Origin of the sequence: Rathayibacter sp. PhB127, assembly GCF_003751665.1 — a bacterium.
GTDB lineage: Bacteria > Actinomycetota > Actinomycetes > Actinomycetales > Microbacteriaceae > Rathayibacter > Rathayibacter festucae.
Window position 1 is genome coordinate 1,866,841 of the sequence record NZ_RKHW01000001.1, and the last position, 22,220, is coordinate 1,889,060.

Genomic DNA, 22,220 nt, shown 5'->3' on the forward strand with positions numbered 1-22,220 from the left:
GCGACGGCGGCCGGCAGGCGCCCATCGGTCTCGACGGAAGGTATCGACCTCATGCGGTCGTCGTCGGCGGCGACGGAACGCCTCTCGGCGTGATCGTGCGCAGCAGCGAGGCTGCGAAAGTCGAACCCGGCGAGACGAGCGAAGTGACCCTTCAACTTCTGTACGACATCGACTACAGCTCCCTCAGCGCCGGAGCGGACTTCACCATCGTTGAAGGCTCCAAGTCCGTGGGCGACGGACGAGTCCTGTGAAACAGCCGCCTGAGGAGGCCGCCGTGCTCGGGAGGCACGGTCGAGCGTTCCGCCTGATGACGCCCGAGCAGGAACCCCATACCGAACGGCCGACGCATCGGCCGTCAGCGCAGGGGCCTCGGTCGCCGCGATCCTGCGCATGCGTCGGAGATCTGGCCGCAACTGCTCGGTCAGCGCGCTCCGGGGCCTCGGCCACCGCCGTGATGGCGAGACTGCGGGTGACGATCGGTCACTCCTGAAGAAGGGCCGTGTCGATCAGCGGCCCTCCGAAGGCGGTGCGGGACTTGTCGACGTCGAGCGTGCGCGGTTCCCCTTCGGCGGGTGTGCTGTATCGGCGGTATCGCATGACGGTCGGTCCGGTGTGGGCCAGCTGCTCGGCGGCGACTTCGGGTAGGGAGCGGCCGTCCGGTCCGGCGTAGACGCTGCGGGCGTACTCGCTGGGCACCCAGCGGCCGCCGAGCTGATCACCGCCGGCGAGGGCGCGTTCATAGGACTGCTGCCAGCGGTCGGCGATCCGCGACTTCGACAGCTCGAAGGGCACCTCCACGTCGATGACCTCGACGCTGTAGCCCACGGATCCGAGGCGCTGTCCCAGCTCGACGGCCTTCTCCGGAGAGGAGAGCACGGTGTCGATCACGACGTTCAGCCCCTCCCGCACCGCGTCGTTGCGGACGCGGATCGCGAGCTGGGAGGACTCCTCGTGCACGAGCGAGGCCAGCTCGAGCGGGAAGAATCGCTCCCCCGCCGCCTCCGCAGCGATGACCTCCGGCGGGACGATCGAACGGTGGTAGCTGCCGTCCTTCATCGCTTCGCTGAGAAGGGCGCACGTGAACTCGTCCGGGTCGACGGTGATGCAGGCGCCGCGGTCGGCGCCGAGGACGTCCGCGAGCACGGTCGACTTCCCCGCTCCCGGAGGGCCGGCGAGGATGACCGCCCTGCGCTCCGCGCGCGCCTCAGGGAACTCCCCCCGATAAGCGGAGACGAGACGGTCGTGCAGGGCTTTGCGCTTCAGCAACGGCCGACGCCTGCCGTCAGGGGTACGGATGAACCAGTCGGGGTTGTTGACCGTGGCGCACGCGCCGGCAGGGCTCAGCGGTCCGCCCGCCCGGCTCCACTCACGGACCGTCTCGCGATGCGCGACGATCGCTGACGAATCCTCCCCCGTCACCGACCCTGCTCGCTGTAGCGGAGCAGGATCTCCTCGTACATCGCCCCGTCGATCAGGTGCTCGGTGTGGGCGCGCGCGACGTCCGCGAACTCGCCCTCGTCTCCGGTGATCCAGTCGTAGCCGTCGCTGGGCGAGCCGGGCCGGTAGGACCAGCGGCCGAGCTCGTCGATGGTCTGCTCGCGCGTCAGCTCGCCCGCGTCGTAGCGCTGGGCGATCTCGTAGGTGGTGGCGCCGGAGAATCCGGGGCGCACGTCCGGTACGGCGGCCGCGGACTTCAAGGCGCTGTTGACCGAGGGCTGGGAGATGCCGATGAGCCGGGCGAGCTGCGTCTGCGTCGTGTCCTCCGCCACCCGGCGCAGCTCCCGCAGGTACGACACTCTCGTCACGACCTGTCGGCTTCGCAGACGGCGGAGGAGATCGGTCCCGGCGACGCCCCCCTGTGTCTCATCGAGAACGCCGGGCTCGCGCGGTTCTCCCCTCGCTGGACCGCCGTTCGCCTGCGACGCCTGGCGGGGCTCGACGCCGACCTCAGGTCGACGGAAGACCGGCGAGGGCTGCAGTGCTCTCTCGAGGCGTCGCTTCTTCATCGCGTTGATCGCCCCGATCACACGGGGTCCACGACCTCGAAGATGACGGACGGTGTTGGCGTCGGGCGTCTGAATGCTGGACAAGGGAACCACCTCCTATAGGCAATTCTATATTCCCGACGTTCCAGGTGGACGGGCGAAGCCGAGGATGTCGTCTACTGCCGGACGCCGTCAGCGACACTCCCTCTGACGACGCCGGTCGCAGGCTCGACCGAGACCTGCCGCCCGCAGCAGGCTCATCCCCCGAAGCCCGCTGTCTAGGGTCGAGTCATGGACTCCGTCTGGCCCGCCGTCGTCGCCCTGCTCGGGGGATCCGTGCTCGCGATCGTCGGCCTGGTGCCGTGGGCGGCGCTGCAGTACCGGCGGCGCGGCGAGCTGGGGCTCGGGCCGGCGGTCCTCGCCTTCCTCACCGTCGTGTACGCGCTGGCGCTCGTCACCTACACGCTGCTGCCGCTGCCGGACGCGAGCACGGTGGAGGCGCTGTGCCGCACCCCGTCGTCGCCGCAGCTGCGGCCCTTCACCTTCCTCGCCGACATCGCGAAGGAGGGCGGGCTGAGCGGACCGCTCTCGATCGTGACGAACCGGGCGTCGGCGCAGGTCGTCTTCAACGTGATCCTCTTCGTGCCGCTCGGGATGCTCGTGCGCCAGGTGGTCCTGCGGGGCCGGCTCGCGTCGGGCGTCGTCGCGGGCGGTCTCGCCGGGCTGGCGGTGTCGCTGCTGATCGAGTTCACCCAGCTCACGGGCGACTGGTTCCTCTTCCCCTGCGCCTACCGCCTTTTCGACGTCGACGACCTGCTCGCGAACACCGCCGGCGCTTTGCTCGGCACGGTGCTCGCTCCCGTGCTCGTCCTGCTCACCGGGCGGCGCGGCGAGCGCGACGCCGGGCAGCCGCGGCCGGTCACCCTGCGGCGCCGGCTGTTCGGGATGCTCTGCGACGCCCTCGTGCTGACCCTGGTGTCGGGAGCGCTGGCGTCGGTGACCGCGCTCGGCCTCGCGCTCCTCGAGCCGGGCGTGCCGGCGGGGCTCAGCCCGCTGGTGCTGGGCGTCCTCGCGTTCGCAGCGCCGGTGCTCCAGCTCGTGCTCGTGCTGCGCACCGGGCGCACGATCGGCGAGGCCGTCGTTCGCCTGACGCCCTCGACGCCGCCGGCGCTGTGGCAGCGGCTGGTCCGCTGGGCGCTGGGATCCGGCGGATGGGCGGCCGCGCTCGCCTCCCCGCTGCCCGGTTCCGGCACCGGCGCGACGCTGCTCGTCCTGGCGGCGCTCGTCGGAGTGCTCGCCACCCGGGATCGACGCGGGTTCGCGAGCGCGGTCGCGAAGCTCGGCGTCGTCGACGACCGGGCGGCGGCCACGGAGGGACCGGCGAGCGGCACCGACGCACCCTGACCACGAAGATCTGCACATTTAACTGGAGTGCCGTTATAGTGAGAATTGCGGGGTGAGGCGGGGCCACCCCGAGCGGTCTGCCTCCCCCCGCTCCCGCCTCCCGACTCCCCTTGGATGCCCCGTGATCACAGCCACCGCCGTCCGCACCGCGACCTCGCGCCCGTTCTGGAGCAGAGCCGCCGGCGCCGGCATCACGCTGGGCGGCACCCTCCTGCTGCTCGCGACCGTCCTGGAGTGGCGGCAGGCCCGTGAGGGCACCGCCGCACTGCTGCCCGCCATTACCGCCCTCCTCCTGGTCTCGACGGCGGCGCACGCGGCGGCGATGCTCCCGCTCGCGTTCGGCCGCCGCGGTGGCGACGGCGCCGTGGCGGGGTCCGTCGTGGGCAAGGCGGCTCTCCTCGTCTTCGGGGCGGCATTCCTCGCGAATCAGCTCAGCTATCTCGCCGCCGCCTACGCACCGCCCTCGCAGGTCGACTACGCGGCGCTCGGCGACTTCCAGCTCGCGGCCGGAGTCGTGCAGTCCGCGGCGCTGCTGATCGGCGGCATCGTCATCGCCCGCCGGGGCGTCGCGACCGGAGCCGCCCGCTGGGCTCTCCTCGTGCTGGCGATCCTCTCGATCGTCCTCGGCGTCTCGACGCGGAGCGCCCAGGATCTCGACGCGCTGACCGCCCTGCTGCTCCTGTCCACGGTCGCGCAGATCGTCACCGGGGTCGTCTTCCTCCGTCACCGCCGACGGTCCCGCAGATGACGGCCTCCACCGGGCGCGCCCGGGCACCCGCCTCCGTAAGCTCGTCGGGATGAGTGGCGGCGACGAGCAGAAGGCGGCCTCCCGGCCCTACGACGCCCGGCGGCGGCGCGAGCGCGGGGACACCGATCGCGCGCAGACCCGGACGCGGATCCTCGACGCCGCCGCGGGCCTGTTCCTCAGCCAGGGCTACGCGGGGACGACGATCTCGCAGCTGGCCCGCGCGGCAGGGACCTCCGTGCAGACCATCTACCTCGCGATCGGCGGCAAGGCCGACGTGCTCCGCGCGCTCACGGCGGCGATGACGACCGGGGCGGACTCCGAGGCGGACGTCACCGACCAGGACTGGGTCGCGGCGGTCGCGGTCGAGTCCGATCCCGAGCGGCAGCTGCGGCAGCTCGCGCACCACTCCGTCGCCCTGGCGCAGCGGGCCGCGCCGCTCTGGAACGTGATGGCCGCCGCCGCGCAGGACGACCCCGCCCTCGCCGAGGATCTCGCCCGGCAGAGCGCCGGCCGACTCGCCGACCAGCAGGCGTTCGCCCGGCTCGTGCGCGCTCCGCTGCGCGACGACATGACCCCGGAGCAGGCGGGCGACATCCTCTACGCCCTCGCCAGCCCGCAGCTCTGGAACCTGCTCGCCCTCGACCGCGGCTGGAGCGCCGAGCAGCTCGAGCGGTTCCTCGGGGACGCGCTCACCCGCCTGCTCCTCCCGCCGCACGCCGAGAGCCCCGTGCACCACCCCGAAGACCCCGCGCACCACCCCTGATCGACCTGACCGAGGAGCCGTCGTGGCCACCATCCTGCTCTGCAGCACTCCCCTCTACGGCCACCTCGCACCGCTGCTCGCCCTCGGCAGGCATCTCGCCGAGCGCGGGCACCACGTCATCGTGCTGACCGGCTCCGCCTTCGAGGAGCGCGTGCACGACGCCGGCCTGCACCACGAGGCCCTCACCGGTCGAGCCGACTTCGACGAGCGCGACGAGGCGGGCTTCCTACCCGACCTGCACCGGCACCGCGGCCTCGCGCTCTCGCGGTACCAGGTCGAGCAGACCTTCGTGGTGACCCTCGCCGAGCAGCATCGCGCCGTCCGGGCGATCCTCGACCGGGAGCGGATCGACGCCGTCGTGACCGACTCCTTCTTCGCCGGGATCCTGCCGCTGCTCGAGGCGGACCCGGCCTCGCGCCCGCCGATCCTCGGCGTCGGCATCGGCCCGCTGGTCCAGGTCAGTCGCGACGTCGCCCCGTTCAACACCGCGCTGCCGCCCTCCGCCACGCCGCTCGGGCGGCTGCGGAACCGCACGCTGAACCTGCTCGTGGCCCGCCTGCTCTTCGCGAAGACCCAGCGGCTCGCGGAGCGGCTGGTGCAGGAGGCGGCAGGCGTGCCGCTCCGCACCTTCGTCCTGGACTTCACCGCGGCGTTCGATCGCTTCGTGCAGCTGGGCCCGGCGGAGTTCGAGTACCCCCGCTCGGACCTCAGCCCGAACGTGGTCTTCGCCGGACCGATGCCGAGCGCCCCCTCTCCGGCCGCCCTGCCCGACTGGTGGGCCGACCTGCACGACGGCCGCCCGGTGGTGCACGTCACCCAGGGCACCCTCGACAACCACGACTTCGGGAAGGTCGTCCGCCCCACCCTCGAGGCGCTCGCGCACGAGGACGTGCTCGTCGTCGTCAGCACCGGCCGCGCGCCGCTCGCCTCACTCGGCCCGCTGCCGGCCAACGCCCGAGCCGCGGAGTTCCTGCCCTACGAGCAGCTGCTGCCGCTGACCTCCGTGATGGTCACCAACGGCGGCTTCGGCGGCACCCTGCTCGCCCTCCGTCACGGCGTCCCGCTGGTCGTCGCCGGCGCCGCCGAGGACAAGCCCGAGGTCGCCGCCCGCGTCGCGCACTTCGGCGTCGGCGTCGACCTGCGGACCGGGCGTCCCACCGCCGAGGCGCTCCGCACGGCGATCCGCGCCGTCCTCCGCGACCCGTCCTACCGCGCGCGAGCCGTCGAGATGGCGGCGGCCATCGCCCGCTGCTCCCCGCTGGCCACGATCGACGACGAGCTGAGCCGCCTCCTGCGGGGGGAGCGGAGGAGCTGAGAGCGCTCCCGGGCGACCGGCCCCGCCTGACCCCCGAGGGGGATCACGACCGACGCCGGCGCCTCCCCCGCCGCTAGCCTGGGGCTGTCGGCGCCGCACCGGGCCGGCTCGAGGGGGGTACTCGTGGACGATCAGCGGACGGCATCGGCCTGGCGGCGGTTCTGGGAGCGCGGCGGGGGCTGGCGGGCGCTGCTGCTGGCGGCCGTCTACTACGGCCTCTACGAGCTGATCGGCTACCTCCTCGGCTTCGTGGTCGGCGACACCGGCAGTCCCCTCCGCGGCGAGGAGGGATCGGCGACCGATGTCTTCTTCTCGATCGGGCTGCCGATCCTGCTCGCGTGCGTGCTGCTGGTGCTCTTCGCGCTCTCCCTCGGCTGGCTGCGCGAGCTGTTCGCCCCGCAGCGGATCCGCGGTCGCGGCTGGATGTGGACCGGGGTCGCCGTCGTCCTCGCGATCAACGTGTCCGCCCTGCTCGATCTCGACTACGCCGGCGCGGGCGGCGCGCTCATCGCCTCCTGGCTGCTGACCGGCCTGTTCGTCGGCTTCGCCGAGGAGACGCTCACCCGCGGCTTCGTCGTGAACCTGATGCGCAAGCGCGGCCACGGCGAGATCCGGGTCGCGCTGGTCTCGGCCGGGATCTTCGCGGCCCTGCACATCGGCAACGTCTTCACCAGCGACCAGGGCGTCGCCGTCACCGCACTCCAGGTCGCCTACACCTTCGGCTTCGGCATCGTGATGTACCTGGCGCTCCGGGTGACCGGCACGCTGCTCGGGCCGATCCTGCTGCACGCCTCCACCGATCCCACTCTCTTCCTCTACGGCGCGCACCCGGCCGGCACGATCGCCGGTCTCCTGCCCGCCCTCAGCACCTTCCTCGTCATCGCGACGGGGCTGGTCCTGCTGCTCGTCCTCGTCCTCGGCGAGCGCCGTCGGACCCGGAGCGCCGTCTCGGAGGGAGCACTCGCATGACCGCGAGCACCGATCAGCGCCCGGTCCCGCGCACGATCCCGGTCGGGATCGCGGCCGCCGTCCTCTACGTGCTGATCGCGGCCGGCGTCGGCACCCTGCTCGATCCGCTCGCCGGCGCCGACGACACTCTCGACTTCGTGATCGGGACCTGGCTGCCCGTCGGCGTCCTGATCGTGATCGGGCTGCTGTTCGCGCGGCGCGCGGGCTGGCTGCGGGAGGCGTGGACGGCGCCGTCGCCGTTCACCGAGCGGCGGCGCTGGTGGCTGCTCGCGATCCCCGTCGTGCTCGCCGTCCAGACCGTGCAGCTCCTGCTCGCCGTGCCGTGGGCGGAGCGGGCGCTGCCGATGGTGCTGGTCTACCTGGTCGGCTGCCTGCTGATCGGCTTCGGCGAGGAGCTCTACTTCCGCGGTCTCTTCCGGGTCGCCGTCCGCGGGCACCACGGCGAGCTGGCCGCGCTGCTGATCACCTCGGTCGCGTTCGGCCTCGGGCACGTCGCCGGCTACCTCCTCAACGGCGTCCCTCTGCCCGCGACCGCGGTCGCCGTGGCCTTCCTCGCCATGGATGGCGCGATCTTCTACGGCGCCCTGCGCGCGACGGGGACGCTGTGGGTGCCGATCCTGCTGCACGGCCTCGGCGACTTCGCCCGCTTCCTGCAGCAGGGCGGCGACGACCAGTCGGCCGCCCCCGAGGTCAGCGGCGACGCGTTCACCGCGCTCGTCGAGTACATCCTGATCGGCCTCTCGATCGCGCTGGTGGTCAGCGTCGCCCGCAGCGGCCGTCGCGAGCGGAAGGCGAGGAGGGCCGCGGCCGTCCCGGAGTGACGCGGCATCCGGGGCTCCCGACGGCAGGCGCTCGGCCGCTGTCGTAGGGAACCCGTGAGGTTCCGCCGTCAAGCCGTATGGGAACCGTGAGCACCGCCGGACGGCGGGCCGCGGAGGTGTCTAGTGAGTGCTCGTGCCAGCTCTGGCACGTGCCCGCGGATCCGCGGTCACGATCCGCCTCCGGATGGAGTCCTCCCGTGCTCGACCTCGTCTCCGTGATCGGCGTCCTCGCCGTCTTCACCCTCCTCGGCGTCCTCGCCAAGGGGGTCGAGAAGCTGAGCCCCCGGGCCGGCGTCGCCGACCCCCGCGACGCGCGGAAGGGAGGGGACCGGGCGTGATCGTCCTCGACACCCTCGCCGCGGTCCTCGCGATCGCCGCGATCGGCTACCTCGTCGTGGCCCTCGTGAAGCCGGAGCGCTTCTGATGGCCGCCGTCCTCGCGATCCTGCAGGTCGCCTCCGCCGCCCTGATCCTCGTGCTGCTGCACCGCCCGCTGGGCGACTACATGGCGCACCTCTACTCCTCGCCGAAGGACCTCGCCGTCGAGCGCGGCTTCTACCGGCTCATCGGCGTGGACGCCCGCGCCGAGCAGAGCTGGCAGGCCTACCTGCGCGGCGTCCTCGCGTTCTCGCTCATCAGCGTGCTGCTGCTCTACGCGATCCAGCGGGCGCAGGCCGTGCTGCCGTACTCGCTCGGCTTCCCGGCGATCCCGGAGGGGCTGTCCTTCAACACGGCGATCTCGTTCGTGACCAACACGAACTGGCAGTCGTACTCCCCCGACGTGACGATGGGCTACTCCGTTCAGCTGATCGGCCTCGCCGTGCAGAACTTCGTCTCGGCCGCGGTCGGCATCGCCGTCGCCATCGCGCTCGTCCGCGGCTTCGCCCGGCGCGGCAGCGGCACGATCGGCAACTTCTGGGTCGACCTCACCCGCGGCCTCCTCCGGCTGCTCCTGCCCCTGGCCGTGCTGAGCGCGGTCCTGCTCCTGGCCGGCGGCGTGATCCAGAACGTCACTGGATTCACCGACGTCACCACGGTCACCGGCGCCACGCAGAGCATCCCCGGCGGCCCGGTCGCCTCGCAGGAGGCGATCAAGATGCTCGGCACCAACGGCGGCGGCTTCTTCAACGCCAACTCGGCGCACCCGTTCGAGAACCCCACCGCCTGGACCAGCGTGCTGCAGGTGGTCCTCATGCTCGCGATCCCGTTCTCCCTCCCCCGCACCTTCGGGCGGATGGTCGGCGACGCGAAGCAGGGCTCCGCGATCCTCGCGGCGATGGCGACGATCTTCCTCGTCTCCCTCACCGCGCTGACGCTCCTGGAGCTCGGCGGGAGCGGCGGCGCCCCGCAGGCCGCCGGCGGCGCGATGGAGGGCAAGGAGACCCGGTTCGGGATCGCCGGCTCGACGCTCTTCGGCGCCACCAGCACCCTCACCTCCACCGGCGCGGTCAACTCGATGCACGACTCCTACACCGCCCTCGGCGGGATGCTGCCGATGCTGAACATGATGCTCGGCGAGGTCGCCCCCGGCGGCGTCGGCTCCGGCCTCTACGGGATGCTCGTGCTCGCGGTCCTCGCGGTCTTCATCGGCGGGCTGCTCATCGGCCGGACGCCGGAGTACCTGGGCAAGAAGCTCGGCCCGCTCGAGATCAAGCTCGCGAGCATCTCCATCCTGATCACGCCGACCCTCGTGCTCGCGGGCACCGCGCTCAGCTTCGCGATCCCCGCGGTGCGGGCCGACGTCGAGAGCACGTCGATCGGGAACCCCGGCCTGCACGGCCTCTCCGAGGTGCTCTACGCCTTCACCTCCGCGGCCAACAACAACGGCTCGGCCTTCGCCGGGCTCACCGCGAACACGCCGTGGTTCAACGCGGCTCTCGGAGTCGCGATGCTGCTCGGCCGGTTCCTGCCGATCGTGATGGTGCTCGCCCTCGCCGGCTCGCTGGCCCGGCAGGGCGCCGCACCGGCGACCGCGGGCACGCTCCCCACCCACCGGCCGCAGTTCGTCGGCCTCCTCGTGGGCGTCACCGCCATCGTGACCGCCCTCACCTACTTCCCCGTGCTCGCACTCGGACCCCTCGCAGAAGGACTGCAGTCATGACCGCCACTCTCGACCGACCCGCCGCCTCCCCCATCCCCGAGAAGACCCCGCGGCGCGGCGCCTCCGCGTTCAGCCCCGAGCAGGTCCTCGCCGCGGTGCCCGGCGCGTTCCGCAAGCTCGACCCGCGCCTGATGGTGCGGAACCCGGTGATGTTCCTGGTCGAGGTCGGCGCCGCGCTGACCACCGTCCTCGCGATCGCCGAGCCGTTCCTCGGCGGCGCTCAGGAGTCCGGCGGCTCCCCGGTCCCCGGCTCCTTCACCTGGGGCATCGCGCTCTGGCTCTGGGCGACCGTCGTCTTCGCGAACCTCGCCGAGTCGGTCGCCGAGGGTCGCGGCAAGGCGCAGGCCGACAGCCTCCGGCAGACCCGCACCAGCACGATGGCCCGCCGCCTGCTGGAGTACCGCGCCGGCGACGGCGCCGCGGCCCACGGCCAGGTGCGCGAGGTCTCCTCGGCGGACCTGCAGCTCGGCGACCACGTCGTCGTCGAGGCGGGCGACCTGGTCCCCGGCGACGGCGACATCGTCTGGGGCATCGCCTCGGTCGACGAGTCCGCGATCACCGGCGAGTCGGCCCCCGTGGTCCGCGAGTCCGGCGGCGACCGCAGCGCCGTCACCGGCGGCACCCGGGTGCTCTCCGACCGCATCGTGGTGCGGATCACCTCGAAGCCGGGCGAGACCTTCGTCGACCGGATGATCGGCCTGGTCGAGGGCGCCTCGCGCCAGAAGACGCCGAACGAGATCGCGCTGAACATCCTCCTCGCGAGCCTCTCGATCGTCTTCCTCGTCGTCACCCTCACCCTGAACCCGATCGCCTCCTACGCCGCCGCCCCCGTCAGCGTCCCGGTGCTGGTCGCCCTGCTGGTCTGCCTGATCCCGACCACCATCGGCGCCCTGCTCTCCGCGATCGGCATCGCCGGGATGGACCGGCTCGTGCAGCGCAACGTGCTCGCGATGTCCGGCCGCGCCGTCGAGGCCGCCGGCGACGTCACCACGCTGCTGCTCGACAAGACCGGCACCATCACCTACGGCAACCGCCGCGCCACCGAGTTCGTCCCCGTCGGCGGGACCGGCGAGGACGAGCTGATCCGCGCCGCCGCCTCCTCCTCCCTCAGCGACCCGACGCCCGAGGGGAAGTCGATCGTCGACCTCGCCGCCGCCCGCGGGATCCGCGAGGAGGCGCTCGCGAGCGAGGTCCTCTCCGCCGAGATCGTGCCCTTCACCGCGCAGACCCGGATGAGCGGCCTCGACCTCCCCGACGGCGCGATGATCCGCAAGGGCGCCGGCTCGGCCGTCACCGCCTGGCTCGCGGACGGCGGCCCGCTCGCCGCCGCCGCCGAGCTCGAGGCGCAGGTGCACCGCATCTCGGAGAGCGGCGGCACCCCGCTGGTCGTCGCCGTGAAGGACGCGAGCGGCACCGGCCGGATCCTCGGCGTCGTCCACCTCAAGGACGTCGTCAAGGAGGGGCTCAAGGAGCGCTTCGCCGACCTGCGCGCGATGGGCATCCGCACCGTGATGATCACCGGCGACAACCCGCTCACCGCGAAGGCGATCGCCGCGGAGGCCGGCGTCGACGACTACCTCGCCGAGGCCACCCCCGAGCAGAAGCTCGCGTACATCCGCCGGGAGCAGGAGGGCGGCAACCTGGTCGCGATGACCGGCGACGGCACCAACGACGCCCCGGCGCTCGCGCAGGCCGACGTCGGGGTCGCGATGAACACCGGCACGTCGGCGGCGAAGGAGGCCGGCAACATGGTCGACCTCGACTCCGACCCGACCAAGCTGATCGACATCGTCCGGATCGGCAAGCAGCTGCTGATCACCCGCGGAGCGCTGACCACCTTCTCGATCGCCAACGACATCGCGAAGTACTTCGCGATCATCCCCGCGATGTTCACCGGGGTCTTCCCGGGCCTCGCCGTGCTGAACGTGATGCAGCTGCACTCGCCGTCCTCGGCGATCCTCTCGGCGATCGTCTTCAACGCGCTCGTCATCATCGCCCTCATCCCGCTCGCCCTCCGCGGCGTGGCCTACCGCGCGCTCAGCGCCTCGAAGGTCCTCAGCCGCAACCTCCTCGTCTACGGGCTCGGCGGAGTGATCGCGCCGTTCGTCGGCATCAAGCTGATCGACCTCGTCGTCTCCCTCCTCCCCGGCTTCTAGCCGGACCCCGCAGTCCTCAGCACTCCCAGCACTCCCAGCACTCCCAGAACTCCCAGCAGGAAGCAGACCACGCCATGACCACCCCCCGCACCGGGCTCCGGCAGTACGGAGTCGCCCTCCGCGCCCTCCTCGTGCTCACCGTCGCCCTCGGCGTCCTCTACCCCCTCGCGATCACCGGCCTCGGCCAGGTCGCCTTCGCCCGCCAGGCGAACGGCTCGCTGCTCACCGAGAACGGCGAGACCGTCGGCTCCAGCCTCATCGGCCAGTCCTTCACCGACGCCGACGGGAACCCGCTGCCCGAGTGGTTCCAGTCCCGGCCCTCCGCCGCGGGCGACGGCTACGACGCGAGCGCCTCCAGCGGCTCCAACCTCGGCCCCGAGAACGAGGAGCTCATCGCCGCGATCCAGGAGCGCCGCGCCGCGATCGCCGCGTTCGACGGCGTCGACCCGGCCGCCGTCCCCGCCGACGCCCTCACCGCCTCCGCCTCGGGTCTGGACCCGCAGATCAGCCCCGCCTACGCCGCGATCCAGGTGGCCCGCGTCGCCGCCGCCCGCGGGCTCGCCGAGGAGGACGTCCGCGCCGTCGTCGCCGAGCACACCCAGGGCCGCGACCTCGGGTTCCTCGGCGACGAGACCGTGAACGTCCTCGAGCTCAACCTCGCCCTCGCGGCGCAGGCGAGCTGAGGCGGCGATGAGGACGGGGCGGCTCCGGGTGCTGCTGGGCGCCGCCCCGGGCGTCGGCAAGACCTACGAGATGCTCGAGGAGGGCCGGCGCCTGCGCAGCGAGGGCCGCGACGTCGTCGTCGCCTTCGTCGAGACCCACGGCCGCGCCGCGACCGCCGCGATGGTCACCGGGCTCGAGGTCGTCCCGCGGACCACCCTCGAGCACCGCGGCGTGCGGCTCGACGAGCTGGACCTCGACGCCGTCCTCGCCCGGCGCCCCGGGATCGCCCTCGTCGACGAGCTCGCGCACACCAACGCGCCCGGCTCGGCCCACGAGAAGCGCTGGCAGGACGTCCGGACCCTCCTGGACGCCGGGATCGACGTCGTCTCCACCGTCAACATCCAGCACATCGAGTCGCTCAACGACGTCGTCCAGCAGATCACCGGAGTCCCGCAGCGCGAGACGATCCCCGACGCGATCCTGCGCGGCGCCGACCAGATCGAGGTCGTCGACCTCGCCCCGCAGGCGCTCCGCGACCGGCTCGCGGCCGGCCGCGTCTACCCGTCCGAGCGGATCGACGCCGCCCTGTCCAACTACTTCCGGCTCGGCAACCTCACGGCGCTGCGCGAGCTCGCGCTCCTCTGGCTGGCCGACGAGGTCGACTCGGCGCTGAACGGCTACCGCGTCGAGCACGGCATCGACAGCACCTGGGAGGCGCGCGAGCGCGTCGTCGTCACCCTCACCGGCGGACCCGAGGGCGAGACCCTGCTGCGCCGCGGCGCCCGCATCGCCGCCCGCTCCTCCGGCGGCGAGCTGCTCGCCGTGCACGTCACCAGCCAGGACGGCCTGCGCGCCGCCCGCCCGGAGGTGCTCGCCGAGCAGCGCGCCCTCGTCGACACCCTCGGCGGCAGCTACCACCAGATCGTCGGCGAGGACGTGCCCCGCGCCCTCGTCGTGTTCGCCCGCTCCGTCAACGCCACCCAGCTCGTCCTCGGCGTCAGCCGCAGGAGCCGGCTCGCCGCCGCGCTGACAGGCCCCGGCATCGGCGCGACGGTCATCCGCGAGTCCGGGACGATCGACGTCCACATCGTCACTCACGCGTCCGCGGGCCGCTCCCCGGCGCTGCCCCGGCTCGGCGGAGCGCTGACGCTGAAGCGGCGCGTCCTCGGCCTGCTGCTCGCCCTCGTCGGCGGGCCGCTGCTCACCTGGCTGCTCTCCGCGTTCCGGAGCGACGAGTCGATCACCAGCGACGTCCTCGCCTACCAGGTCCTCGTCGTCCTGGTCGCCCTCGCCGGCGGCCTCGGTCCGGCACTGTTCGCCGCCGTGCTCTCCGGGCTCACCCTGGACTTCTTCTTCGTCGACCCGCTCTACACCGTCACGGTCGACGAGCCGCTGCACGCCCTCGCCCTCCTGCTCTACATCGCCAACGCGATCCTGGTCAGCGCCGTCGTCGACCGCGCCGCCCGCCGTGCCCGCACCGCCCGCCGGGCCGGCGCCGAGGCCGAGCTGCTCGCCACCATCGCCGGCGGCGTCATCCGCGGCCAGGACGCCCTGCAGGCGATCCTCGAGCGCGCCCGCGAGGCCTTCGGGCTGACCGGCGTCCGCCTGCTCCGCGGCTCCGAGCTCCTCGGCGCCGACGGCGAGCCCGGCGGCGAGCACGAGACCGTCCCCGTCGGCCGCACCGCCGTCCTCGAGCTGCACGGCCGCCCCGTCGGCGCGGGCGAGCGGCGCCTGCTCTCCGTCGTCGTCGCGCAGCTCGGCGCCGCCCTGGAGCACGCGGACCTCAGCGAGACGGCGAGCGGCCTCGCCCCCCTCGCCGAGACCGACCGGGTGCGCAGCGCCCTGCTCTCGGCCGTCAGCCACGATCTGCGCCGGCCGCTGGCCGCCGCGACCGCCGCGATCAGCGGACTGCGCTCCACCGACATCGCCTGGAGCGCCGCGGACCGCGCGGAGCTGCTCGCCACCGCCGACGAGAGCCTCGGCACCCTCGCGGACCTCGTCACGAACCTCCTCGACGTCACCCGGCTGCAGGCCGGGGTGCTCGCGGTCTCCCTCGCACCCGTCGACCCCTCCGACGTCGTCCTCCCCGCGATCGACGAGCTCGGCCTCGGACCGGCGGAGCTCGACCTCGATCTCGACCTCGACCTGCCGCCGGCGCTCGCCGACGCGGGGCTGCTCCAGCGCGTGGTGGTGAACCTGCTCGCCAACGCCGTCCGGCACTCCCCGGCCGACCGGCGCGTGCGGATCTCGACCAGCGGCTTCGCCGGCACGCTCCAGATCCGCGTCGCCGACCACGGACCGGGCATCGCCCCCGAGCGCCGGGCCGACGTCTTCGTCCCGTTCCAGCGGCTCGGCGACACCGACAACACCACCGGCCTCGGCCTCGGCCTCGCCCTGTCCAAGGGCTTCACCGAGGGGATGGGCGGCACGCTCGACACCGAGGACACCCCCGGCGGCGGGCTGACCATGGTCGTCACCCTCCCGCTCGCACCGCCACCGACCGCGCCCCCGCCCGCAACGACGCCCCGGGAGGGAGCCCGATGAAGGGCTGCCGGTTCGTCCCCGGAGAGACACCGGTGGCCGGCTGAGCGCACTCGGCGGCTTCAGCGGACGGCGGCGTCGGGGGCGGGCGGCGTCAGTACTGCGCGAGCGGCGAGACGCCCACGCGGACCGCGCCGCCCGAGGCGCGCCGGATCCCCTCGTCGAGATCCGCCAGCGCCACCGTCTCGCCGACCAGGCCGGCGAACGGCCACGCCTGCCAGCGGTCGACGAGGTACGCCGAGGCCTCGGCGAGGTGCTCGGGCGTGTAGTTGTGCACGCCCCGCACGGTCAGCAGCCCGCGCACCACGCGCTCCGGATCCAGCGGCACCGGCTCGGTCGGGAAGACGCTGCCGACCAGGACGACCACGCCGCCGACCGCGGCACGGGCGAGCGCCGAGCCGACGGCCGCCCGCGCGCCGGACGCCTCGAGGACCACGTCGAACTCGCCGCCCTCCTCCTCCGGTCGCCGCGCTCGGGCGCCGAAGCGCTCGGCGAGCGCCCGGCGAGCGGGATCCGGCTCGACGAGGGTGACGACCGCCCCGCGGTCCGTCGCCATCGCCGCCGCGGTGAGCCCGATCAGGCCCGCGCCGCTGATCAGCACGTCGGCCCCGGCGAGCGGACGGACGGCCTCGGCGGCGGAGAGCGCGGCCCAGGCGGTGGCGGTCCCGCAGGACGCGGGCGCCAGGACGGCGGCCGGCACGTCCTCGGGCAGCCGGATGATCGGCGTGCCCGCGACGACGTGCGCATGGGTCGCGAAGCCGCCGGACAGCGCCCAGGCGTCGCTCATCCGCTCGTGGCCGTACTTGCGCAGCGACCGGCACTTCTGCGGCAGCCCGCCCGCGCAGCGGTCGCAGGAGCCGCAGCTCGCGGCGATCGACCACAGCACGCGGTCGCCGACGGCGAGGAGCGAGCCATCGAGCGCGCGGGGCCCGCCGGTGCCGAGCTCGACGACGCGACCGAGCTGCTCGTGCCCGAGGACGAGCGGTGCGGGAGCGCTCCGGTCGCCGTGCACGGTGTGCACGTCCGAGCCGCAGATCGTCGCCAGCTCGATCTCGACCAGCACGTCGCCGGGCGCGAGCCGGACCGTGACGAACGCGACGGCCTCGTGCGGGCGGTCGGGCGCCAGCCAGACCATCGCGGTGGCAGAGGGCCGCAGCTCGACGCGCCGCGACTCCGGATCGATGCGCGGCGGAGCGCTCGCCGTCCTCATCGCAGCGAGAGCGTGCGCAGCGCGGTGACGTCCTCGATCACGGCGTGCGCGCCGGCCGCGCTCAGACGGTCGCGGTCGTGGGCTCCGCTCAGCACGCCCACCACGAGTCCGGCACCCGCGCGCAGTCCCGAGAGGACGTCGCTGGCCGTGTCGCCGACCACCGCGACGGCGCTCATCGCACTGACCCGCGCGCGCAGAGCGGCGGTCAGGACGAGGTCGGGCGCGGGGCGGCCCCGGCCGGCGTCGGCCGGCGAGAGGGCGATCCCGACGAGGTCGCGCCAGCCGAGCGCGTCGAGGATCGCGTCGCGGGTGACGGGAGCGAAGCCGGTGGTCAGCGCCACGCCGACCCCCGCGGCGCGCAGCTCGCGCAGCAGCTCCTCGGCACCGGGGATCGGCGCGGCGGCGCCCTCGAGGATCAGCTCGGCGTAGGCGTCCTCGAACGCGGCGGTCGCCCGCTCCGCGGCGGCGACGTCGCCCCCGGCGAGGTGCGTGAACACGTCGATCTTCGACTGCCCCATCGTCTCGCGCACGTAGTCGAGCGCCTCGGCCCACGGCAGGCGGTCGGCGACGCCGGTGCGCTCGGCCGCGCGCTGGAACGCCTGCTCGACGACCCCGTCGTCGGTGACGGTGGTGCCCGCCATGTCGAGCACGACGAGCTCGATGCCGGCGAGGGCCGGGCCGGGACCGGCGGTGCCGAGGGGAGCGGGAGCGGGGATCGTGCTGGTCATCAGCGGCCTTCCGAGGAGACGAGGAGGGATGCGGTGCTGTCGAAGCGGTCCGCGAGGGTGGTCTCGGCGAGACCGAGCCCGGTGGTCATGCCGATGCCCGTGGTGACGGTGCGCACGAGGACGCCCGGGATCGGCTCGGCGACGAGGAACTCGTCGCGCCCGCTGGCGTAGACGCCCTGCCAGCGCTCCAGCACCCGCGGCGCCGCCCCGAACAGGCGGGCGGTCTCCTCGAGGAGGAGCTCCGCGGTCGCCTCGGACTGGAACGGCTCCGGCGTGATCGAGCGGTGGTGGGAGTCGCCGACGACGACGCTCCCGTCGGGCAGCTGCGTGTACATCTGGTTGAGGTCGATCGCCGCGAGGTCCGGCCGCTCGGCGTGCAGGCGGGCCCGCACCGCGGCGGCCTCAGGCAGCCGCGCGAAGCCGCTGTAGCGCACGAGCGACCAGCCCGTCAGCAGCGGCGCGGCCAGCGGAGCGCGCAGCGGCAGCTCCACGCGGAGCATGTCGAGCGAGCAGCGGACGACGTCGTGCGCCTCGGCGAGCTCGGGGAGGAGCTGATCGAGGTCGTGGTTGACCGCGACGACGACCGTGTCGGCGAGGATCGCGCCCCTGCTGGTCTCCACGACGCCCTCGGCGACCCGCCCGACGGCCGTGCGCATCCGGAACTCGACGCCGAGCTCGGCGAGGTGCCGGACGATCGCGGCCGCGGCCGTGCGCGGATCGGCCTGCAGGTCGTAGGGCAGCACCGCTCCCCCAACGACGACCGCGGGGTCGACCGGGGTCACCGCCGCGGTCTGCGGCGCGTCGAGCAGCTCGATCTCGGGGCCGTCGCCGAAGCCGAACGGCGCCTGCGCGGCCGCCGACTCGAGCAGGGCGAGCTCGTCGGCGTGGCGCGCGACGATGTGCGTGCCGCGGCGGCCGAGCGCGAAGCCGGCGTCCCGCGAGAGCCGCAGCCACGCCTCCCGGGCCGCGAGGCCGTAGCGCAGCGCCTCGCCCGCCTGCGGGGTGAAGCAGAGGTGGCCGAAGTTACGGACGGTCGAGCCCATCGGCGCGGCGGTCCGGTCGAGCACCACGACGCGAAGCCCCCGGCGGACGGCGGCATAGGCGGCGCCGAGACCGACGATCCCGGAGCCGATGACGGCGACGTCGTACCGGGCGCTCATCGGAGCACCTTCCGCAGCCACATCGCGAGTCCCTCGACGACGAGCACGGTCACCAGGATCATCAGCACGATCGCGGTCACCGTCGCGTAGTTCGAGCCCTGCGCGGCGTTCAGCAGGTAGTAGCCGATCCCGCCGCCGCCGACGATGCCCAGCAGGGTCGCCGCGCGGATGTTGGTGTCGAGCAGGTAGAAGGTGTGGCCGAGCATCGCGCGCGCCCCCTGGGGCAGCGTCGCGCCGGCGTAGACCTGCAGCCGGGTGGCGCCGGTCGCGACGAGGGCGCGCTCCGGTCCGGAGTCGACCTCCTCCAGCGAGTCGGCGATCAGCTTGCCGAGCAGCCCGACCCCGCCGACCGCGAGGGCGATCGTGCCGGCCTGGGTGCCGAGCCCCGAGACGACGATCAGCAGGATGGCGAGGATCAGCTCGGGCACGCCGCGGACCGCGACCAGCAGCAGCCGGAAGCCGCTGCGGGCGCCGCGGGTCGGGGCGACGTTGCGGGCGGCGAGCGAGCCGATCAGCACCGACGCGACGACGGTGAGCAGCGCCGCCGCGAGAGCGATGGCGATGGTCTCGCGCATGGCCTCGACCATCGTGCCGGCGTCGTAGCTGCCGAACGACGGCGGCCAGAACTGCGCCGCGACGGCGGGGACGCGGCCCCAGAAGGTGAGCGCGTCGCTCCAGGTGATGTCGCTGACGACGACGCCCGCGACGATCACGAGGGCCGTGACGACGCCGGCGAGGGCGTTGCGCAGGCGCGTCGGCGTCCACGGCCGGCGCAGGGCCGACTCCGGGGTCGACCGCGGCATCGTGGTGACCGGTCGCCCCGCGGTGCCGCTCGCGCGGTCGCCGCGGAACCGGCGCGCAAGCGCGCCGACCGGCCCGGAGCCCGGCGCGCCGGCCCCGGACGCGCCGCGGCCGAGCATCGCCGCGCGCACCGAGCTCGAGACGATCTCCATCGCCACGCAGAGCGCGAAGATCACCAGCGCGATGCCGATGCCCCGCCCGTACTGCAGCGACTTGAAGGCGTAGGACATCTCGAGCCCGAGGCCCGCGACGCCGACGTAGCCGAGGATCACCGAGCCGCGCAGGTTGATGTCGTTGCGGTGCAGCACCGTCGCGACCCAGGACGGCAGCACCTGGGGCAGCACGCCCGAGGTGAACTCCTGCAGCCTCGTGCCGCCGGCGGCGCGGATCGCGAGGCGCGGTCCCTCGTCGATCTGCTCGATCGCGTCGGCGAACAGCTTCGAGATCATGCCGACGGAGTGCAGGCCGATCGCGAGGATGCCGGGCAGCGAGCCGAGCGAGAACATCAGCACGAAGACCATCGCGAGGACGACGTCCGGGATCGCGCGGGCCAGCACGCCGAGGAAGCGCGCGACCGCCCGGGCCGCGTGGCCGGGCGTGGTGTTGGCCGCCGCGAGGTACGCCAGCGGCACCGACAGCACCGCGGCGAGCAGCGTGCCCGTGAGCACCAGCCCGAGGGTCTGCGCGGTGAGGGCGAGCAGCTCGGCCGGCTCGGGGAAGCTGATCGCGCCGACCCGGCCGAGGAAGCGCTCGGCGTTCGAGAGCGACTGCAGCATCCGCGGCACCGAGATGTCGACCTCGACCAGGGCGGCGACGGCGAGCCCCGCGAGGGCGACCAGCGTCAGGACCGCGGCGATCCGCTCCGGGGAGCGCCGCGGTCGCGGAGCCCGCGCGGCGACGGCCGGGTCCGGGCGGCGTGCGGTGCGCGGCGGCAGGACGGCCGTCATCGGGTGCGCTCCGGCGTGAGCAGCTCGTTCTGCACGGCCTCGAGCTCCGAGGTCGTGGTGGCCACGCGGCCGTAGATCTCCATGACCTCGGCCTTGGACAGCCCCGCCGCGGGAGTGTCGAGGACGACCGCGCCGTGCCGGAGGCCGACGATGCGGTCGGCCCAGGAGATGGCGAGGTCCACCTGGTGCAGGCTGCAGAGCACGGTGAGCCCCTCCTCCGCGGCGATCTCGCGGATCAGGCCCATGACCTGGTCGCTCGACTCGGGGTCGAGGGAGGCGACGGGCTCGTCCGCCAGCAGGATCGAGGGGTTCTGCATCAGGGCGCGTGCGATCGCGACGCGCTGCTGCTGCCCGCCCGAGAGGGTGTCCGCGCGCTGGTAGGCGCGCTCGAGCAGGCCGACCCGCTCGAGGTGCTGCAGCGCGCGCAGCTTCTTCGCCTTCGGGTAGCTCCAGAGGCCCAGCCTGGGGCCACGCAGCTCCGCGAGCGCCCCGGTCAGCACGTTCTCGAGCACCGTCAGCGACGGCACGAGCTCGAACTGCTGGAAGATGAAGCCCACCTTCCCGCGGAGCGTGCGCAGCCGACCGCCCCGCAGCGCCGGCACGTCCTCGCCGAGCACGCGGACCGCGCCGCTCGTCGGCGCCTCGAGGGCGTCGACGTGGCGCAGCAGGGTGGACTTGCCCGACCCGGAGAGCCCGAGCAGGACGACGATCTCCCCGCGGCGCACGGTGAGCGACACCGCGTCGAGCGCGGTCGTCGCGCCGAAGCGCTTGGTGAGGTCGGTGATCTCGACCACGGCGTCGGCCGCGGGAGGGGAGGAAGTCGTCATCGGAGTCTCCAGGTCGGGTCGGTCGGTTCAGCGCTCGACGGCGGGGCGCCGGGTCAGGCCTGGCACTGCGTGGCGTCGGTCGCCTCGCAGATCTCGCGGATCTGGTCGTAGTACGCGTCGTCGACCGGCTTCGTCTCGTAGAAGACGCTGCGGAAGCCGTCGCTGTCGGCCGACTCGACGCCCGCGGCGATGATGTCGTCGATGGTGACGTCGGAGAGGATGTCCTTCAGCTGCTGCTTCAGGTCGTCCGGGAGGGCGTCCGACTCGACGATCGGCGCGCCGGGGACCATGGTCCGCTCGATCACGGTGACGGCGTCGGACTTCTCGACCTCGCTGTCCTCCGCGAAGCCGGCCTCGCACTCGACGTTCTCGCCGACCTTCTGCACCGACACGTCGTGCTTGCCGGCGAACACCGGCGTGATGTCGGTCTCGGGGTCCAGGCCCGCCTCGATCAGGTTGTAGCTCGGGAAGAGGTAGCCGGAGGTGGAGGACGGGTCGACGAAGCAGACCTTCTTGCCCTTCATGTCGGCGATCGAGGCGATGTCGCTGCCGTTGGGCACGATGGCCTCGGAGTAGTAGCCGGGCTCCTGCCCCTCGGAGGTCACGATCGAGGAGATCGGGGTGAGCTCGGCGCCGTTGTTCGTGGCGGTGACGTAGGTGAAGCCGGAGAAGCTGGCGACGTCGATCTGCCCGGCGATGGCCGCCTCGATCAGCGCCGCGTAGTCGGTCGACTCGTGGTACTCGACGGTCTTGCCGGTCTCCTGCGCGATGTAGTCCATCAGCGGCTGGTAGTTGGTCTCGGTGTCGACGGAGTCGGGGACGACGCCGAAGACGAGGGTGCTCGAGTCGACGGCGAAGCCGCCCTCGGCGTCGCCGGCGGCGGTCGAGCCGGCCGACGCGGTGCCGGAGCAGCCGGCCAGGAGCGCGAGGGCGCCGGCGGCGGCCAGCGCGGTGAGGGCCGATCGGGAGAAGGGGGTCAGGCGGGCACGGGTCTGCATGATGGCCTTTCGGGCGGAGGGCGTCGAGGGGGACGACTGGAACTCTGCCGCACCGGGTGCCTACGTATGTACCTATCTCGCCAC

21 protein-coding genes are annotated in these 22,220 nt (G+C 73.4%); 13 read left to right on the forward strand and 8 right to left on the reverse strand.

What is annotated here, in order from left to right; translation table 11 throughout:
• Nucleotides 1–89 precede the first annotated feature (89 nt).
• Nucleotides 90–251 carry a hypothetical protein gene (locus EDF22_RS20785; protein ID WP_185038835.1) on the forward strand — a complete coding sequence of 54 codons (162 nt, stop codon included), beginning with the start codon at nt 90–92 and terminating at the stop codon, nt 249–251.
• Between the two features lie 229 nt (nt 252–480).
• Here EDF22_RS20785 and EDF22_RS08985 read toward each other — a convergent pair whose 3' ends face one another.
• Nucleotides 481–1,266 (reverse strand): zeta toxin family protein, encoded by a 786-nt coding sequence (locus EDF22_RS08985; protein ID WP_260303364.1) that lies wholly within the window; start codon nt 1,264–1,266, stop codon nt 481–483.
• Between the two features lie 149 nt (nt 1,267–1,415).
• Nucleotides 1,416–1,805: a hypothetical protein gene (locus tag EDF22_RS08990; RefSeq protein ID WP_148059168.1), complete on the reverse strand. Its 390-nt coding sequence runs from the start codon at nt 1,803–1,805 to the stop codon at nt 1,416–1,418.
• 471 nt (nt 1,806–2,276) lie between these two features.
• Here EDF22_RS08990 and EDF22_RS08995 point away from each other — a divergent pair, with 471 nt between their 5' ends.
• The 12 genes from EDF22_RS08995 (at nt 2,277) to EDF22_RS09045 (ending at nt 15,468) form a co-directional block, all read left to right on the forward strand.
• Nucleotides 2,277–3,389: a VanZ family protein gene (locus EDF22_RS08995; RefSeq protein WP_123704133.1), complete on the forward strand. Its 1,113-nt coding sequence runs from the start codon at nt 2,277–2,279 to the stop codon at nt 3,387–3,389.
• Between the two features lie 121 nt (nt 3,390–3,510).
• Nucleotides 3,511–4,137, forward strand: a complete 627-nt coding sequence (locus EDF22_RS09000; protein ID WP_123704135.1) for a hypothetical protein — start codon at nt 3,511–3,513, stop codon at nt 4,135–4,137.
• Nucleotides 4,138–4,186: 49 nt separating this feature from the next.
• The gene (locus tag EDF22_RS09005; protein ID WP_123704137.1) at nt 4,187–4,900 is read left to right on the forward strand and encodes a TetR/AcrR family transcriptional regulator; all 714 of its coding nucleotides are present in this window, start codon (nt 4,187–4,189) and stop codon (nt 4,898–4,900) included.
• A 22-nt stretch (nt 4,901–4,922) separates the two neighbouring features.
• Nucleotides 4,923–6,215: a glycosyltransferase gene (locus tag EDF22_RS09010; RefSeq protein WP_123704139.1), complete on the forward strand. Its 1,293-nt coding sequence runs from the start codon at nt 4,923–4,925 to the stop codon at nt 6,213–6,215.
• A 123-nt stretch (nt 6,216–6,338) separates the two neighbouring features.
• Nucleotides 6,339–7,184: a CPBP family intramembrane glutamic endopeptidase gene (locus EDF22_RS09015; RefSeq protein WP_123704141.1), complete on the forward strand. Its 846-nt coding sequence runs from the start codon at nt 6,339–6,341 to the stop codon at nt 7,182–7,184.
• On the forward strand, nt 7,181–8,005 hold the full coding sequence (locus EDF22_RS09020) for a CPBP family intramembrane glutamic endopeptidase (protein WP_123704142.1): 825 nt from the start codon (nt 7,181–7,183) through the stop codon (nt 8,003–8,005). The genes EDF22_RS09015 and EDF22_RS09020 overlap by 4 nt, the downstream gene beginning before the upstream one ends.
• 197 nt (nt 8,006–8,202) lie before the next feature.
• A complete protein-coding gene (locus EDF22_RS20790; protein WP_159422630.1) occupies nt 8,203–8,343 on the forward strand; it encodes a hypothetical protein in 141 nt (46 codons plus the stop codon).
• Entirely contained in the window at nt 8,340–8,429 is a 90-nt protein-coding gene (locus tag EDF22_RS09025; protein ID WP_123446358.1) for a potassium-transporting ATPase subunit F, read from the forward strand. Before EDF22_RS20790 ends, EDF22_RS09025 begins: the two co-directional genes overlap by 4 nt.
• Entirely contained in the window at nt 8,429–10,105 is a 1,677-nt protein-coding gene (kdpA, locus tag EDF22_RS09030; protein WP_123704144.1) for a potassium-transporting ATPase subunit KdpA, read from the forward strand. Before EDF22_RS09025 ends, kdpA begins: the two co-directional genes overlap by 1 nt.
• Entirely contained in the window at nt 10,102–12,261 is a 2,160-nt protein-coding gene (kdpB, locus tag EDF22_RS09035; protein ID WP_123704146.1) for a potassium-transporting ATPase subunit KdpB, read from the forward strand. The genes kdpA and kdpB overlap by 4 nt, the downstream gene beginning before the upstream one ends.
• 74 nt (nt 12,262–12,335) lie before the next feature.
• The gene (gene kdpC / locus EDF22_RS09040; protein WP_123704148.1) at nt 12,336–12,944 is read left to right on the forward strand and encodes a potassium-transporting ATPase subunit KdpC; all 609 of its coding nucleotides are present in this window, start codon (nt 12,336–12,338) and stop codon (nt 12,942–12,944) included.
• A 7-nt stretch (nt 12,945–12,951) separates the two neighbouring features.
• The gene (locus EDF22_RS09045) at nt 12,952–15,468 is read left to right on the forward strand and encodes an ATP-binding protein (RefSeq protein ID WP_123704150.1); all 2,517 of its coding nucleotides are present in this window, start codon (nt 12,952–12,954) and stop codon (nt 15,466–15,468) included.
• A gap of 91 nt (nt 15,469–15,559) precedes the next feature.
• Here EDF22_RS09045 and EDF22_RS09050 read toward each other — a convergent pair whose 3' ends face one another.
• From EDF22_RS09050 to EDF22_RS09075, 6 genes are read right to left on the reverse strand one after another with little or no spacing between them, the layout of a single operon-like run.
• A complete protein-coding gene (locus tag EDF22_RS09050) occupies nt 15,560–16,675 on the reverse strand; it encodes a zinc-binding dehydrogenase (RefSeq protein ID WP_123704152.1) in 1,116 nt (371 codons plus the stop codon).
• On the reverse strand, nt 16,672–17,403 hold the full coding sequence (locus tag EDF22_RS09055) for an HAD-IA family hydrolase (RefSeq protein WP_123704154.1): 732 nt from the start codon (nt 17,401–17,403) through the stop codon (nt 16,672–16,674). Before EDF22_RS09055 ends, EDF22_RS09050 begins: the two co-directional genes overlap by 4 nt.
• Nucleotides 17,403–18,563 carry a TIGR03364 family FAD-dependent oxidoreductase gene (locus EDF22_RS09060; RefSeq protein WP_123704156.1) on the reverse strand — a complete coding sequence of 387 codons (1,161 nt, stop codon included), beginning with the start codon at nt 18,561–18,563 and terminating at the stop codon, nt 17,403–17,405. Before EDF22_RS09060 ends, EDF22_RS09055 begins: the two co-directional genes overlap by 1 nt.
• Nucleotides 18,560–20,311: an ABC transporter permease gene (locus tag EDF22_RS09065; protein ID WP_123704158.1), complete on the reverse strand. Its 1,752-nt coding sequence runs from the start codon at nt 20,309–20,311 to the stop codon at nt 18,560–18,562. Before EDF22_RS09065 ends, EDF22_RS09060 begins: the two co-directional genes overlap by 4 nt.
• Nucleotides 20,308–21,138, reverse strand: a complete 831-nt coding sequence (phnC, locus tag EDF22_RS09070; RefSeq protein ID WP_123704160.1) for a phosphonate ABC transporter ATP-binding protein — start codon at nt 21,136–21,138, stop codon at nt 20,308–20,310. The genes EDF22_RS09065 and phnC overlap by 4 nt, the downstream gene beginning before the upstream one ends.
• Before the next feature lie 53 nt (nt 21,139–21,191).
• The gene (locus tag EDF22_RS09075) at nt 21,192–22,136 is read right to left on the reverse strand and encodes a phosphate/phosphite/phosphonate ABC transporter substrate-binding protein (protein WP_123704162.1); all 945 of its coding nucleotides are present in this window, start codon (nt 22,134–22,136) and stop codon (nt 21,192–21,194) included.
• Nucleotides 22,137–22,220: the final 84 nt, after the last annotated feature.